Here is a 13,722-nt window from a genome sequence, read left to right as displayed (position 1 = left end):
GCTAAAAGTACTCCTGCAAAACAGAAAAAGGCCCAAAACCTAAGTTTTGGACCTTTCCTTATTGGGTCCTACAGGCCCCGAAGGGGCCGCAGGCCTAGGGATGGTAACTGGGGCGGCGCAGCCGCAGACCCAGGGGCTGAAGCGCAGCGAAAGCCCCGCAGGGCCGAGCAGACTTGCGAGCCAGTGCACAGCCCGGCCGCCGAAGGCGGCAGGCCCCAAAAAACATAAACATAAACTTAAGAATAGAAGCTTTTCTAAGCGCTGAAGAAAACTTAACTTTGTGCTCGAATAAAAAAAACATAAAACAAAAACACTTATGCGCTTCATCAACAAGCGGTTATATTTAGTACTTATTCTTTTGCTGCCTGTATTGGCTTGGGGGCAGGAGGGGGACCCCTCGGAGAAGCCAGCGGCCAATTTGCTGACGCCCTATGATGCCATTTATACCCATTTATACTACTTGCAGGCCGAGCATTATGATGCCAGCATGGCGGCTAGGCCCTTTTATAAGCGGGGCGAGGCGGGCCAAGATTTGGCCTTAAAGCTCAAGCAAATTTGGGATGGAAAAGGCCTGCGGGTCTCTTTGAGTCGGATACCAGAAGACCCCATGTATAAGGATTCTGTGGGGCAGAAAAACGTCTATATTCCCTATCCGCAAGAGCTACCTGAAGTATACTTGGAGCGCAATAAAATATCGGGTAAATGGCATTATTCGAGAGAGACAGAGCGGGCGATTCCGCAACTGCACAAGCAAGTTTACCCCTTTGGGAGTGATTTATTGTTGGGCTTATTGCCCCAATTGGGGCAGCAGCGGTTTATGGGCTTGGCCAGTTGGCAATATTTGGGGATGTTAATTTTGATTGCCCTAAGTTTTATTCTACATGCCTTTATCTCTAGGTTATTTAGCTGGACCATACACTTTTTGGCCAACAGTCGTTTGGGCAAGGGGCATTTTGATGAGAAGCAAGTCATTCGGATGGCCAAGGTCTTGAGCTACCTTTTGGTCCTTTATATTGTCTATACCTTTGTGCCCGTATTGCAATTGCCCATTGGCTTGAGCTTTTATCTGCTCTTATTGCTCAAGCTAACGAACACCGTTTTGGTGGCAGTTTTGGCCATGCGTAGTTTGGCTTTTTTCCGATCTTATTTGGAGTGGTTGACCAGCCAGACCAAAACCACCACCGATGAGTACTTGCTGCCCATCTTTATACGGATCGTCAATGCCTTGATTATTGCGGCGGCCTTTATTCATGCCCTCAGTGTTTGTGGTGTGAATGTAACGGCTCTATTGGCGGGACTTTCACTGGGTGGTTTGGCCGTGGCCTTGGCGGCCCAAGAAGCCCTGCGCAACCTCTTGGGGTCTATGATGATTTATGCCGATCGGCCCTTTCAGATCGGGGACTTTGTGAGTGTGGGCTCGGTAACGGGGACCGTCACAGACATTGGTTTTCGGTCGACGAGAATTAAGACCATGGACACCTCGGTTATTTCGGTGCCCAATGGCAACCTCATGAATGAGACCATTAACAACCTTGGCGAGCGGGAGATGCGTCGTTTTAATACTACAATTGGCTTGGCCTATCATACGCCGCCAGCCCTAATAGAAACCTTTATTCAGGGCTTGAGAAGACTGCATGAAGTGCATCCGCATACCGACAAAGAAAACGTCTATATTCACTTGAATAACATGGGGGCCTCTTCCTTGGATGTGCTCTTTATGGTCTACTTCAAGACGAATGATTGGGCGCAGGAATTAGCTTGGAAAGAAGAGCTTATTTTTGCTATCTTGCGGCTAGCAGAGGCCCTGGGGGTACAGATTGCCTTCCCATCTACCTCTGTTTATGTAGAAACGATGCCTGGGCAGGGGACGGTAGTGCCTTCTTATGAGGAAGAATTGAAAGCCGCCCAAGCTCGATTGGATGAATTTATTAGCAAGATGAAAACGGACCAATAAATTATGTTTGAAGGATTAGCGGAACTGATTGCCTCGCCACAGGCCTGGACAGCCCTATTGACCTTGACCTTTATGGAGGTTATTTTGGGGATTGATAATATTGTCTTTATCTCGATTGTGGCCAACAAGCTTTCTAAGGAAGAGCAGCCCAAGGCGCGCAATATCGGCTTATTGTTGGCGATGGTGCTTCGGGTGATTCTTTTGTTTGGTATCTCTATTATGTTGCAGTACCTCACGGCTAGCTGGGGAGACCTCCACATTTTGAGTTTTCATGCACAGCCCAATGGGCAGGCGATTGTCTTAATTTTGGGAGGGGTATTTTTGCTCTACAAAACCATTAAGGAGATTCATCATAAATTGGAGGGGCACAACCCCGATAACAACGATGGAACGGGAGCCAAGCTGATGGATGTCATTATACAGATTACCATTATCAACATGGTCTTTTCGGTAGACTCTATTCTAACGGCTATTGGCCTGACCCAAGACCTGACACAGAGCGATTTGAACGCCTTGCCGGTCATGATTTTGGGGGTTATCTTTTCGGTACTGATTATGATTGCCTTTGCTGGCCCAATTGGTCGCTATATCAATAAGCACCCATCGATTCAGATGCTGGCGCTATCCTTTTTGCTCCTCATTTCTTTTATGTTGATTGCAGAGGGTGGACATTTGGCCCATGCGGCAATTGGAGACTTCCATATTGAGGCAATACCTAAGGGCTATTTGTACTTTGCCATTGCCTTTTCTACCCTAGTACAGATGTTAGTTTTGCGGATGGACAAGAAGTCGGAGCCCGTTATTTTGCATTCTGCCTTGCAAGAGGCCGAAGAGCGGAACCTCCTACAATAAAACCTCTTGGGCAAAAAAGCGTTATAGGAACAAAGTCACATTGTAGTTAGCGGGAAAGCCCTATCTTGTGGACATTCTTTTAACTGCTAAATGATAGAAACTATGAGCTTTCCTAATCTAGGTCCTGCCGAATTTAAGGCAGCCTTTGAAGCCGATGAAAACGCTGTTGTACTAGACGTACGCACTCCCGATGAGATTGCCGAAGGTAAGATTGAGGGAGCGATTGAGCTCAACTTCTTCGACGACAATTTCCAACAGGAGGTCCTTAAATTGGACGCCAACAAATCTTATTACATTTACTGCCGCTCTGGCCGTCGTTCAGCTAGTGCCTGCGCATTTTTGGCCCAAAATGGCTATGCCAAAGTCACGAATTTGGACGGAGGTATGATGGCTTGGGAAGTAGCCAAAGTATAATTTACTTTTTCTACTTAAGCCATAGACTCAGCTTTGCGGCCAGCCATTTTGGGCTGGCCGCTGCCGGGTCTCCCCCTCCTAAATGCAGCGCTAAAGAGCAAAAGAAGAATAACTTTTATTATGAATCCTGTTTTTTTTGCTACGGTACTGACCGTTGCTGCCATTTTTATCTGGCTGTTTTTTATTCGAGGAAAAAGACAAAAACAGCAGCTTCCGCCTTTTTATAATCTAGACATTGAGGATTGGTTGCAGGCCTTAGAGCAGCGCCCCAATGCCATTTTGCTAGATATTAGAGGCAATGCCGCTCTGGGTCGAGATAGTATCCCCAATGCGGTATTGGTAAATTTTGAGCAAAGGCCAGAGTTTGTAGAATTTCTACATGGCCTAGATCTAGACCAGCCCTATTTTGTATATTGCGAGCAGGGCCAATGGGCCGCCAAAGCCTGCGAGGTGATGTACAATAATGGTTTTAAGCAGCTCTATGCCTTGCGAGGTGGCTTTGCCGCTTGGCAGGTAGCGCAGGGCAAGGACTGGACAATCTAATTTATGCTCACTTTACTCCGACAAATTAAGTGGATGGCCATTTGGCCTCACCTTATCGTTTTTGCCCTTTTTATTGCTTTGCTCCGAGCCTTTGGCTTGGGCTGGGATATGGCGCCTTGGTTGGGCGCCCTGCTCTATTTGGGCCTCTCTGTTTTGCTCCAAAATATTATCCCTCATCATCATCGCTCGGGCATGAAGGCCCTGCAAAATGAAGATTATGAGCTGGCCCGACAGGCCTTTAGCTGTAGCTACGATTATTTTAAACAGCATGCCTGGCTAGACGATTACCGCTCTTTCTTTATCCTCAGTATCTCTAATATGAGCTATAAGGAAATGGCCCTGATTAACTATGCCCTCTGCTATTTTCAGGAAGACCGCTGGGAAGAAGCCCGCGCCGCCTACGAACGCGTATTGTCCGAATACCCCAATAGCCGAATGGCCCAAGATGCTATTGATTATATAAATAATCCAGATACAGAAGAAGAGGAAGAAGAAGAGCTCTACTAACTGTTTTTGGGGCCCGCGGCCGCCCTTTATAGGGGGGCGGCCGCCGCTATGCTGCGGGGCTCGCTCTCTGCTCGGCCGTTATTCCCTTCGGTCATCGAACTGCGGCTTTCAGCCTTGTTGTCAGCGCTTGCAGCGCTTCGGTCTGGCCTTCGGCCACCCACTCCGCAGCGCTGGGCCATGGCTCGCTGCGCTCGCAGGCGGCTGCGCCGCCTAAAACTAGGCCCTAAAGGAACAAAATGCCGCCTTTTGCCCTTATGCAGAGAGAAGCAAGAAGCAGAAAAGAATTTTTTTGCTATATTGCTATACGAGAAGCTCTTCTCTAAGAATACCCTCTGGACCTAGAGGCGGCGAAGCCGCCGGCTTAGGGATGGATAGGGGGGCGGCAAAGCCGCAGACCTAGCGGGCAAAGCCCGCGCAGGGCCGAGCAGACTTGCGAGCCCCGACACAGCCCGACCCGAAGGCCCAAAGGGCCGAAGGGGAAGCCCCAAAATACCTTCCTCTACCTCTATTTAACTGCCCTCTCCAATTGTATCCGCATCATGGCTAAGCGAAATAAAAAATCCTTTTCTACCGACCTTGAATCATTGTTTGAGCACACCCTCTATGAGGATAATGCCCAAGATAATCCCTCTGTTTTGACGGTAGAAAAAGAGGAGAAAAGCAGCCCGAAAAGCAAAAAGAAAACAGGCAAAAAACGTAAAAGTAGCCGAAAATCTTTTGCCGATAACCTAGAGAGCTTTTTTAAGGAAAGTATTGAGAGCTCTTTTGGGAAAGAAGGCACCTCGGTGGCCGAAGTGAAAAGGGGCGTTGTGCAAAATAAAGATGGCGAAAAAGCCGTGGGGATAGAGCTTTTACTCCGACGAACTATTCCGGAAAGCCCTGAAGAACAAGAAACTAACGGTAGCCGAAAAGCAAAGCAGAAAACAAGACGGCTTACGGTGGTGCTCAATAGTAAGAAAATTGATCAGTTTAAAACTATTGCCCGACAGGAGAAAAAACCTATGCGGCAAATTCTAGATAAATTGATTGAAGCCTACATTCGAGAACAAGAAGAACTCTTGGAAGAAGAGGAAAAGAAATCTAAAAAATAACTTATGGCGAGCAGCAAAACAGAGCTTTTTAGTAGCGAGCAAAACGAAATGGCCAAATTGGCTAAGGCATTAGCGCATCCCGCTAGAATCGCTATTCTAGAGCGCCTCATTTCTGCCAATGCTTGCATTACTAGCGATTTGGTGGAGGAGCTTGGCTTGGCCCAAGCTACCGTTAGCCAACACCTTAAGGCCCTGAAGGAAGCTGGCCTGATTCAAGGAAATATTGAGGGGGTTCGCCGTAATTATTGTATCAATAAAGCAGGCTGGAAAAAGCTGCAAAACACCCTAGGTCCACTGATCGCAGGCCCAGAATTGTTAAATTCTGATAAAAATTGCTGCTAAGCTAGAAAGTTAAATTACTTATCGTACTTTTACGATTGTTAGGCCGAAATGGCCTTTTCTTTTTACCTAATCTATCGTAAAAATACGATATCATGAAACTATCAGCATTAAAAACTTATTTGGGGCAAGTTGAAGACCTTACTGTTTTGCAACAAGACGGGCAGCCCATTCCCGCGCATTTTCATTTGACTGAGTTGGGAGAAGTTCAAAAAAGATTTATGGATTGTGGTGGACAGCTCCGAGAACAAAAGGAGTTGGTCCTACAATTTTGGGTGGATAATGATGTAGAGCATCGTTTGGCGCCTAGCAAAATGCTTAAAATCATTGAGTTGGCAGAAGAAAAGCTGCAATTGGCGGATTTAGAATTGGCTGTAGAGTATCAGGGACCGCAGAGTTTAGAGTATTATTGGCTAGACCTAAACGCCTCTGGGCAGCTTATTCTGAATGCTAAGCAAACAGATTGTTTGGCCAAAGAGGCTTGTGGGATTTCCTTTGAGGAGGAGAAAAAATCTTCTTGTTGTGGACCAAACTCTGGCTGCTGTTAAATTGAAAATCTATGCCTATTTATCCAAAACTTCTCAAGCAAATTGAGCAATTAGATAAAGAGGTTAGGTATTACCCTCCTGATCGTTTTGCTTCAATTATAGCTGCCTTAAGGGCTGCGCCAAAAGGTAGCCAGCTTTATTTTGTGTGTCGCCACAACAGCCGAAGAAGTCAATTTGCAGAATTTTGGGCGCATTTGTTCAACCATTATTTTGGGTTGAATTTTCAGATTCATTCTGCGGGAACAGTGGTAGGTCCTTTGGCAGCTCAAACTACTGCTACCCTTCAGCAGTTGGGCTTTTCACTAGTTAAGGGGCACTTATATTGGGCTGAGGGGAAGGGGAGTCGCCTAGAAAGTAAACTTTGGGCTATAAATGCGCAGAGCGAAGTGCCCATTTATGCATTTATGCTTTGTAGTGAAGTAGAGGCGGACTGTCCTTATTTACCTGAGGCTTATCAGCGTTTTTCATTGCCTTATGAGGATCCTTCTAAGGTAGATGGCCAAGATCGAGCGGCCTTTGTATATCGTCAAAGAGCAGAAGAAATAGGGCGAGACCTCTTTTATATTTTTAGTAAATGCAGCTAAAATGAAATATCTAGATAAATACCTGACCGTATGGATTTTTATGGCCATGTTACTAGGGCTACTGTTGGGGAAATTTATTCCCAATTGGGGCGAAATTCTGGCTAGTTGGGAATATCAAGAAGTGAATATCCCTTTAGCTATTGGATTGATTTTAATGATGTACCCGCCCTTGGCCAAGGTAGACTATCGGCTATTGCCAGCGCTTTTGAAGAATACAAAGGTATTGGGGCTTTCTTTGGTCCTCAACTGGATAATTGGCCCCTTTCTGATGTTTGGCCTTGCGGTTTTGTTCTTTGCCGATCAACCTATGTATATGACGGGCCTTATTCTCATTGGCTTGGCCCGCTGTATTGCTATGGTCTTGGTTTGGAACGATTTGGCCAAGGGAAATAAAGAATATGCCGCCGCTTTGGTGGCTCTCAATAGCCTGTTTCAACTTTTGGCTTATGGGGCCTATGCGCTATTTTTTATTAACTATTTGCCAGCTTGGCTAGGCATTGAGCTAGATGAGATTCCAGAAATTCCATTTCATTATTTGCTCAAAACGGTGGGCATATATTTAGGAATTCCCCTTGCGCTAGGTGGATTAAGCCGCTTTTTAGGGCAAAAATATTGGGGCAAAACCAATTATGAGCAAAAGTTTTTGCCCAAGATAGGCCCGCTAACGCTGCTCTTCCTCTTATTTACTATTGTCTTGATGTTTTCGCTCAAGGCAGATATCATTATTGAATTGCCCTTGCAGGTTTTGCATTTGGCTCTTCCGCTCAGCCTCTATTTTGTTCTGATGTTTTTATTGGGCTTCTTCATTAGCCGCTGGCAAAAGGTCCCTTATGATCAGAATGTGGCTGTCTCCTTCACGGCAGCAGGCAACAACTTTGAGCTAGCTATTGTGGTGGCTATTGCCCTTTTTGGCCTAGATTCTATTGCCGCTTTTGTGGCTGTTGTGGGCCCATTGATTGAGGTTCCCGCCCTTATTTTATTGGTCCGCTTGGCTTTCTACCTCAAAGGAAAATATTATGGCCATCTGTAATATACATCACTTGATAAGCTGCTCAAAAGCTATATCATCACATTAAATCGTAAAAATACAATACAATGAAATCTGTTAAAGTTTTGGGCACGGGCTGTGCCAAATGCAAGCAACTCTACCAACTGATTGCGGACTACAAAGCTAAGCATCAGTTTGATTTTGAGCTAGAAAAGGTAGAGGACATCATGGATATTATGGCTTATGATGTCATGGGCACTCCTGCCTTGGTCATTGATGAAAAGCCTTCTTTTGTGGGCCTTCCTTCTAAGCAGGAGCTGGCCAAACTGCTAAACGCCAACTAGGATGTTCCAGTTTTTGGAAGATGGGGCGGCCTATTTTGTTCGTCTAATTGGCCTTTCGGTCGATTCGCCATTTGGGGCGGCCCTACACTTTTTTCTCTACGATAGCGTCAAGATTATTATTCTGCTTTTGCTCATTACGCAACTGATGGGCTTGGTCAATCATTATTTGCCCACGGCCCGCATCCGTAGCTTTTTGAGTAAGAATAAGCTTTTTGGCCTCGATTATGTTTTTGCCGCTTTCTTAGGGGCCATTACGCCTTTTTGCTCTTGCTCTTCGGTCCCGCTTTTTATTGGCTTTTTGCGTGGCGGCCTGCCCTTGGGCCTGACCTTCACTTTTCTGATTGTCTCGCCTTTGGTCAATGAAATTGCCTTGGCCTATTTTCTGGCGGCCTGGGGCTGGAAGTTTACGCTCTTCTACCTTTTTGCCGCTATGACGCTGGCCATTTTGGCGGGTTGGAGCATTGCTTTGTTTCGCCTAGATAGCTGGCTGAGCCCCTGGCTACAAGAGGCTTTGGCCAAAACTCAGGCGGTTCAACAACAGCAGTTTAAGGCTGGGAAACCCAATTTTTTGGCTATTTGGCAAGAGGCTCTGGGCACGCTCAAAAAGTTGCTGCCCTATATTTTGGTCGGTATTGCCCTAGGCGCCTTTTTACATGGTTATACACCAGAGGGTTTTCTCGAAAACTATTTGCCCAAAAACAGCTTTTGGTCGGTGCCTCTAGCTACGGTCCTCGCTATTCCACTCTACAACAATGCTGCGGGTATCTTGCCTTTACTCGAGGTACTCATCCAAAAAGGTATTCCCTTGGGCACGGCTATGGCCTTTATGATGGCCACTATTGGCCTGTCTTTTCCCGAGGCCATGTTGCTTAAAAAGGTCATGCAATGGCGACTCATTGTCCTCTTTTTTAGCCTAGTCGCCCTACTCATTATTTTATTGGGCTTCCTATTTAATGCAGTAGCCCCTTATTTAATTTAATCATCTTTTGGGGCCTCCACTGCGGCTTCGCCTTGCGGCGCTATGCTGCGGGGCTCGCAGGTCTGCTCGGCCCTGCGGCGGCAAGCCGCCTTGGTCTGGCGCTTCGCGCCCCCCCTCCGCAGCGCTAGGCCGCTAAGAAAACTGCTCGTTATGAAATTACTTTCGCTCTCTATTCCCTTCTTTTTGATCGTTCTTTTCGCTTCTGCCTGTGGAGAGGCTACGCCCCCCGCAGAAATTCCCCAAACCGTACAAGCGGCTATTCCACCCACTGTTGAAGAGGCCGAACGTCCTCCTTATCATCTTTTTCTCTTAGAAACTTATACTAAGCGTCGCTGCAAAACTTGTAATACAATCGAGGCAAGGACCAAAAAGGTCTTGGCCGAACATTTTGCCCAAGAACTCCAAGAGCATAAGCTGGTCTATCAATTTATGAGTGTAGAAGAGGCCGATAATTATGAGTTGGCCAAGAAGTTTGAGGCTTCTGGCACTGGCCTTTATTTGCAAACCGTTACGCCTACTACCGAGCATATTCTGGACCTTACCGATTTTGCTTTTAGTAGCGCCACTAAAGACGATAGCCATTTTGAGGATGAGCTCAAGCTCGAAATTGAAAATGCACTTAATCAGTTAGCTCAATAGATGGATTTTCTAGATACCCTGGCCCACACTAAGGAATTACCCGCCTTGGCCGCTTTTGCCTTGGGCCTACTGACCGCTATTAGTCCCTGCCCACTGACGACCAATATTACGGCCACGGCTTATATTGCCAAATCTATAGAGGGACCAAAAGCTACGCTTTGGGCTGGTTTGGCCTATACCTTGGGCCGAAGCTTGGTCTATTTGCTGATTTTATTGGTTTTGGGCTTTGGCGCCAGCCAATTTGAGCTTGCGCTTTTCTTACAAACTAAGGGCGAACGCTTTTTAGGCCCCGTTTTACTCTTGCTGGGCTTGTTTATGCTGGGCTGGATCCCCCTGCCCAAATTGGGCCAAGCAGGCCTGGGCCAATGGGGACAAAAACTGGGTTTTAAGGGCTATAGTGGGGCCTTTGGCTTGGGCATTCTCTTCGCGCTGGCTTTTTGTCCCTATAGTGGTGCCCTTTTCTTTGGTGCCTTGGTTCCCCTAGCCTTACAAGAAGGAACCCAAGCCTGGCTGATGGGCCTCCTCTTTTCTATCGGAACCGCCCTGCCCGTCCTCTTTTTTGCTTACCTACTGGCCTTTTCGGCCCATAAGATGAGTCGCTATTTTAAGCAGATCCAAACCCTAGAACGCTATGTCCGCAAACTGACGGGCTTGCTCTTTTTGGCGGCTGGACTCTATTTTATCTATATTTTCTTTTTCGCTTAATCCCAAGCAAAGCGCCAAACAAAAAATCTTGCGCCCAGAAGTTGGCGCAAGGTTTTTTCTTATTGGCCCATGATCTAAGGCGCTTTAGTGCGCTAGCTCACTTAAAATCTATCGGGAGGTTCCATAATTTCTAGCTTTTTATTACCTTGATGCAAGCTTAATCTAAGATTAACACCCCCAGGATGTCCTCTTGTCGCTATAAAGCCCCAAAAGGACATCCCTTTTTTTGCGGGGACAAACTACTTCATTATTCAACCTACTTATTTTAAACTATGCATCCTTATACTATCATGACGATAGCTTGGGTGGCTAGCATCGCTTGGATCGCTTTTGTGATTCTGACGAACCGTAAGGCCCACCCCAAAGCTCTTTTCTACCTCTTCTTTGTGGAAATGTGGGAGCGCTTTTCTTACTACGGTATGCGTGCCCTCTTGGTCCTCTATATGACCAAAGGTATGCTCGAATATGATTATGACCAAGCCTATAGCGTTTATGGAGCCTATGGCTCTATGGTGTACGCTACTCCACTTATCGGGGGATTATTAGCCGAGCGCTTTATGGGCTACCGAAAAGCCATTATGTGGGGAGTCATCCTGATAATGATTGGCCACTTCCTCATGGCTTTTGAACATGAATATATTTTCCTCACCGCCCTCGCTATGCTGATTCTCGGTAATGGCTTCTTTAAACCGAATATCTCGAGTATGATCGGTAAGTTCTATTCTAGAACGGACCCCCGCCGAGATGGTGCCTTTACGCTCTTTTATATGGGAATCAATATCGGTGCTTTCCTTTCTGGCCTTACCTGTGGGGTGGTCGGAGAGATCGAAGGTTGGCACTGGGGCTTCTCTCTAGCTGGTGTAGGAATGCTTTTGGGCCTGATCATTTTCTGGATGGCCCAGCGCTCTGGAGTACTAGAAGATAAGGGGTATGCCCCTCATGAAGCCATTGAAGATGAAGTGGGCGATGAAGAGGTGCCCTCTTATACCCTAGAGGAAAATGCAAGCTCTCCAAAATTGCTAGGCCTTCCTGTCAATTGGGCGATTTATATTGTTAGTTTGCTGGTGGTGCCTCTCGTTTGGTTCCTCCTCCAAAGCCATGGCCTACTCGATGTTATTGTTTTGCTCATGGGATGCGGTATGATCGGCTACCTGATCTTTACTTCTTTGAGCTACGATAAGGTCCAAAGAGAACGCCTCTGGGTGGTCCTTACACTCTTCTTCTTTACCATTATTTTCTGGACCTTCTTCGAGCTAGCGGGTAGTGCGCTTACCGTATTTACCGATAATAATGTGGCCAAAACGAGCTTCCTGACGACCACCATGTTCCAGTCGCTCAACCCGCTTTATATCATGATGTTTGCCCCTGTTTTCTCCTTTATGTGGATTCAGTTGGCCAAGGCTAAAAAGGAACCCGCCGCTCCCGTGAAGTTCGGTATTGCCCTTGTTCTTTTGGGTGCCGGTTTCTTGGTCCTCAAACTCGGAGAAGGAATGGCCACTGCAGGGATGATCCCCGCTATATTTATGGCCCTTTTGTACCTTCTCCACACTTTGGGCGAATTGGCCCTCTCTCCCGTGGGCCTCTCGCTAGTCACTAAGCTTTCTCCCGCCAAAGTGGTGGGCTTTATCATGGGCTTCTGGCTGATGTCTACTTCTTTTGCGCATTTGGCTGGAGCCAAAATTGCCCAAATGACCAATGTAGATATGTCTGAGCTGATGGTGGAAACCGAACGCCTCGACCGCTTCAACAATAGCATGGAAAATGAAGATATCAAAACCGCCATGCTGGCCAATAAAGAGGTCTACAAAATGTATGTAGGTAGCTCTGAAGATACCACCAAAATGAAGGAGCTTGGCTTTACCGCCGAAGATGCCCTGAAAACACATTCTGTACAGGAGTTCGTTCTTAGCGATTTCTTCCTCGCAGAACTCAACAAAAATGGCGATAAGTACCATGCCGTTACTGTGGCCGATAAAGCCATTATGGAAGAGGCCGCCAAACAGGAAGAAGGCCTCTATAAAGAAGGCCTCATCAAAAAAGCAAAAATTAGCTTCCTCTCTACCGATGCTAGCCTCAAAACAAAAGAGCCTAAGCAGTTCCCCAAAGATCAAATCGAAGAGATGATGGCCGCTAGCCCCAATGCCGCTGTATCCAAAACTGTGGCCGAGGATACGCTAGTGATCTGTATCAACGTATTTATGATTCTTGGTTTTGTTGCCATTGGTGGCGGCGTATTCCTCATCCTCCTCTCTGGAGTGGTGAAACGCTGGATGCACGGGATCAACTAATTCCTAATCAATTTTCTCCTAAAAGGCCCTGAACTTCGGTTTTGGGCCTTTTTGTTTTTTAGGGGCCTCCTGCAGCAAAGCTGCAGGCGCTACGTTCCGCAGCTCGCTATTCGCTCGGCCCTGCGGCCTGACGGCCTTGGTCTGCGGCTGCGCCTCACTGCTGCACATCGCTAGGCCTGCGGCCCTTCGGGCCTGTAGGATGGATATATAGACCTGCGGGTTGAAACCCGCAGCCAGATTAGGTCCCAATTAGCAAGCTTTTAGCGGTCCCATGGCTTGCAGCTTAAAAGCCGCAAGACCTGAAAACTGAATGCTTTCGCCTATCTCCAATGAAGCAGGGGCTTTTAAGCCGCTGCGGCGAACAAAATGATGGCCCAACAAGATTGGCTGCGGCCTTTAGGCTGCAGAAACAGGATTTTGGTTTCCAATTGTTAAGGAGTTGTTAAAAATGAAAATAATGTAACAAAATCAAACAGGGCAAAAGTTCGGTCTGGAGGTAAACTAGTTCGGTCTGGAGGTAAACTAGTTCAGTCTGGAGGTAAACTAGTTCGGTCTGGAGGTAAACTAGTTCGGTTGGGAGACTGTTCAGAATTTTGTGTATTAGAATAAAATTTTGGTCTTTAGCTGGCTAGGGCTTGTCCCTAGGTGCAGGAAAGGGCAGACACAAAATTTTAAACAGTCTCTGCTTGTATTAGCATTCGTTATGGGCCGATGGTTTTAACCATCGGCTCATTTTTATTGCGCCTAGTATAGCCGCTTTGGTTGCTGTGGGTTTTAACCCAGAGGTATCCATATCATATAGGAGCTAGCAGGCGGCGAAGCCGCCGCAAACGGCCTAGGGGCCTGAAAGGGTGGCCGTCAGGCCAGACCGAAGCCCGAAGGGCTGAAGGGCCGAGCAGACCTGCGAGCCCTGAAAGGGCCCGGCCGCCAAAGGCGGCAGGCCCCAA

Annotated in this window: 15 protein-coding genes; all 15 read left to right on the top strand. The window is 47.0% G+C overall.

Translation table 11 applies throughout. The features are described from left to right. Window positions 1-316: 316 nt before the first annotated feature. On the top strand, window positions 317-1,954 hold the full coding sequence (locus OP864_RS05640; RefSeq protein WP_270100300.1) for a mechanosensitive ion channel family protein: 1,638 nt from the start codon (window positions 317-319) through the stop codon (window positions 1,952-1,954). A 3-nt stretch (window positions 1,955-1,957) separates the two neighbouring features. Further along, window positions 1,958-2,806 (top strand): TerC family protein, encoded by an 849-nt coding sequence (locus OP864_RS05635; RefSeq protein WP_270100299.1) that lies wholly within the window; start codon window positions 1,958-1,960, stop codon window positions 2,804-2,806. A gap of 102 nt (window positions 2,807-2,908) precedes the next feature. Further along, window positions 2,909-3,220, top strand: a complete 312-nt coding sequence (locus OP864_RS05630; RefSeq protein ID WP_270100298.1) for a rhodanese-like domain-containing protein — start codon at window positions 2,909-2,911, stop codon at window positions 3,218-3,220. 120 nt (window positions 3,221-3,340) lie between these two features. Further along, window positions 3,341-3,763 carry a rhodanese-like domain-containing protein gene (locus OP864_RS05625; RefSeq protein WP_270100297.1) on the top strand — a complete coding sequence of 141 codons (423 nt, stop codon included), beginning with the start codon at window positions 3,341-3,343 and terminating at the stop codon, window positions 3,761-3,763. Between the two features lie 3 nt (window positions 3,764-3,766). After that, a complete protein-coding gene (locus OP864_RS05620) occupies window positions 3,767-4,270 on the top strand; it encodes a tetratricopeptide repeat protein (RefSeq protein ID WP_270100296.1) in 504 nt (167 codons plus the stop codon). 539 nt (window positions 4,271-4,809) lie between these two features. Next, the gene (locus OP864_RS05615; RefSeq protein ID WP_270100295.1) at window positions 4,810-5,361 is read left to right on the top strand and encodes a hypothetical protein; all 552 of its coding nucleotides are present in this window, start codon (window positions 4,810-4,812) and stop codon (window positions 5,359-5,361) included. A gap of 3 nt (window positions 5,362-5,364) precedes the next feature. Further along, the gene (locus OP864_RS05610; protein ID WP_270100294.1) at window positions 5,365-5,703 is read left to right on the top strand and encodes an ArsR/SmtB family transcription factor; all 339 of its coding nucleotides are present in this window, start codon (window positions 5,365-5,367) and stop codon (window positions 5,701-5,703) included. Between the two features lie 92 nt (window positions 5,704-5,795). After that, a complete protein-coding gene (locus OP864_RS05605; RefSeq protein WP_270100293.1) occupies window positions 5,796-6,248 on the top strand; it encodes a DUF6428 family protein in 453 nt (150 codons plus the stop codon). A gap of 11 nt (window positions 6,249-6,259) precedes the next feature. Beyond that, the gene (locus OP864_RS05600; protein ID WP_270100292.1) at window positions 6,260-6,832 is read left to right on the top strand and encodes a low molecular weight phosphatase family protein; all 573 of its coding nucleotides are present in this window, start codon (window positions 6,260-6,262) and stop codon (window positions 6,830-6,832) included. A 1-nt stretch (window position 6,833) separates the two neighbouring features. Then, on the top strand, window positions 6,834-7,862 hold the full coding sequence (gene arsB / locus OP864_RS05595; RefSeq protein WP_270100291.1) for an ACR3 family arsenite efflux transporter: 1,029 nt from the start codon (window positions 6,834-6,836) through the stop codon (window positions 7,860-7,862). 65 nt (window positions 7,863-7,927) lie between these two features. After that, complete coding sequence (locus OP864_RS05590) at window positions 7,928-8,164, top strand: thioredoxin family protein (protein ID WP_270100290.1); 237 nt, start codon at window positions 7,928-7,930, stop codon at window positions 8,162-8,164. Between the two features lies 1 nt (window position 8,165). Then, entirely contained in the window at window positions 8,166-9,143 is a 978-nt protein-coding gene (locus OP864_RS05585) for a permease (protein ID WP_270100289.1), read from the top strand. 150 nt (window positions 9,144-9,293) lie between these two features. Continuing rightward, entirely contained in the window at window positions 9,294-9,782 is a 489-nt protein-coding gene (locus OP864_RS05580) for a nitrophenyl compound nitroreductase subunit ArsF family protein (RefSeq protein WP_270100287.1), read from the top strand. Continuing rightward, the gene (locus tag OP864_RS05575) at window positions 9,783-10,487 is read left to right on the top strand and encodes an aromatic aminobenezylarsenical efflux permease ArsG family transporter (protein ID WP_270100286.1); all 705 of its coding nucleotides are present in this window, start codon (window positions 9,783-9,785) and stop codon (window positions 10,485-10,487) included. It begins immediately after the preceding gene. 272 nt (window positions 10,488-10,759) lie between these two features. After that, window positions 10,760-12,775 (top strand): peptide MFS transporter, encoded by a 2,016-nt coding sequence (locus OP864_RS05570; RefSeq protein WP_270100285.1) that lies wholly within the window; start codon window positions 10,760-10,762, stop codon window positions 12,773-12,775. Window positions 12,776-13,722: the final 947 nt, after the last annotated feature.

Origin of the sequence: Saprospira grandis (assembly GCF_027594745.1) — a bacterium.
GTDB lineage: Bacteria > Bacteroidota > Bacteroidia > Chitinophagales > Saprospiraceae > Saprospira > Saprospira grandis.
This window is presented reverse-complemented; position numbering and strand designations above follow the sequence as displayed.

Bases quoted from the DNA above. Each gene is read 5' to 3' on its own strand.
- OP864_RS05625 (WP_270100297.1), top strand. From the start codon at position 3,341: ATGAATCCTGTTTTTTTTGCTACGGTACTGACCGTTGCTGCCATTTTT.
- OP864_RS05635 (WP_270100299.1), top strand. From the start codon at position 1,958: ATGTTTGAAGGATTAGCGGAACTGATTGCCTCGCCACAGGCCTGGACA.
- OP864_RS05570 (WP_270100285.1), top strand. From the start codon at position 10,760: ATGCATCCTTATACTATCATGACGATAGCTTGGGTGGCTAGCATCGCT.
- OP864_RS05615 (WP_270100295.1), top strand. From the start codon at position 4,810: ATGGCTAAGCGAAATAAAAAATCCTTTTCTACCGACCTTGAATCATTG.
- OP864_RS05630 (WP_270100298.1), top strand. From the start codon at position 2,909: ATGAGCTTTCCTAATCTAGGTCCTGCCGAATTTAAGGCAGCCTTTGAA.
- arsB (WP_270100291.1), top strand. From the start codon at position 6,834: ATGAAATATCTAGATAAATACCTGACCGTATGGATTTTTATGGCCATG.
- OP864_RS05620 (WP_270100296.1), top strand. From the start codon at position 3,767: ATGCTCACTTTACTCCGACAAATTAAGTGGATGGCCATTTGGCCTCAC.
- OP864_RS05590 (WP_270100290.1), top strand. From the start codon at position 7,928: ATGAAATCTGTTAAAGTTTTGGGCACGGGCTGTGCCAAATGCAAGCAA.
- OP864_RS05605 (WP_270100293.1), top strand. From the start codon at position 5,796: ATGAAACTATCAGCATTAAAAACTTATTTGGGGCAAGTTGAAGACCTT.
- OP864_RS05575 (WP_270100286.1), top strand. From the start codon at position 9,783: ATGGATTTTCTAGATACCCTGGCCCACACTAAGGAATTACCCGCCTTG.
- OP864_RS05580 (WP_270100287.1), top strand. From the start codon at position 9,294: ATGAAATTACTTTCGCTCTCTATTCCCTTCTTTTTGATCGTTCTTTTC.
- OP864_RS05640 (WP_270100300.1), top strand. From the start codon at position 317: ATGCGCTTCATCAACAAGCGGTTATATTTAGTACTTATTCTTTTGCTG.
- OP864_RS05600 (WP_270100292.1), top strand. From the start codon at position 6,260: ATGCCTATTTATCCAAAACTTCTCAAGCAAATTGAGCAATTAGATAAA.
- OP864_RS05610 (WP_270100294.1), top strand. From the start codon at position 5,365: ATGGCGAGCAGCAAAACAGAGCTTTTTAGTAGCGAGCAAAACGAAATG.
- OP864_RS05585 (WP_270100289.1), top strand. From the start codon at position 8,166: ATGTTCCAGTTTTTGGAAGATGGGGCGGCCTATTTTGTTCGTCTAATT.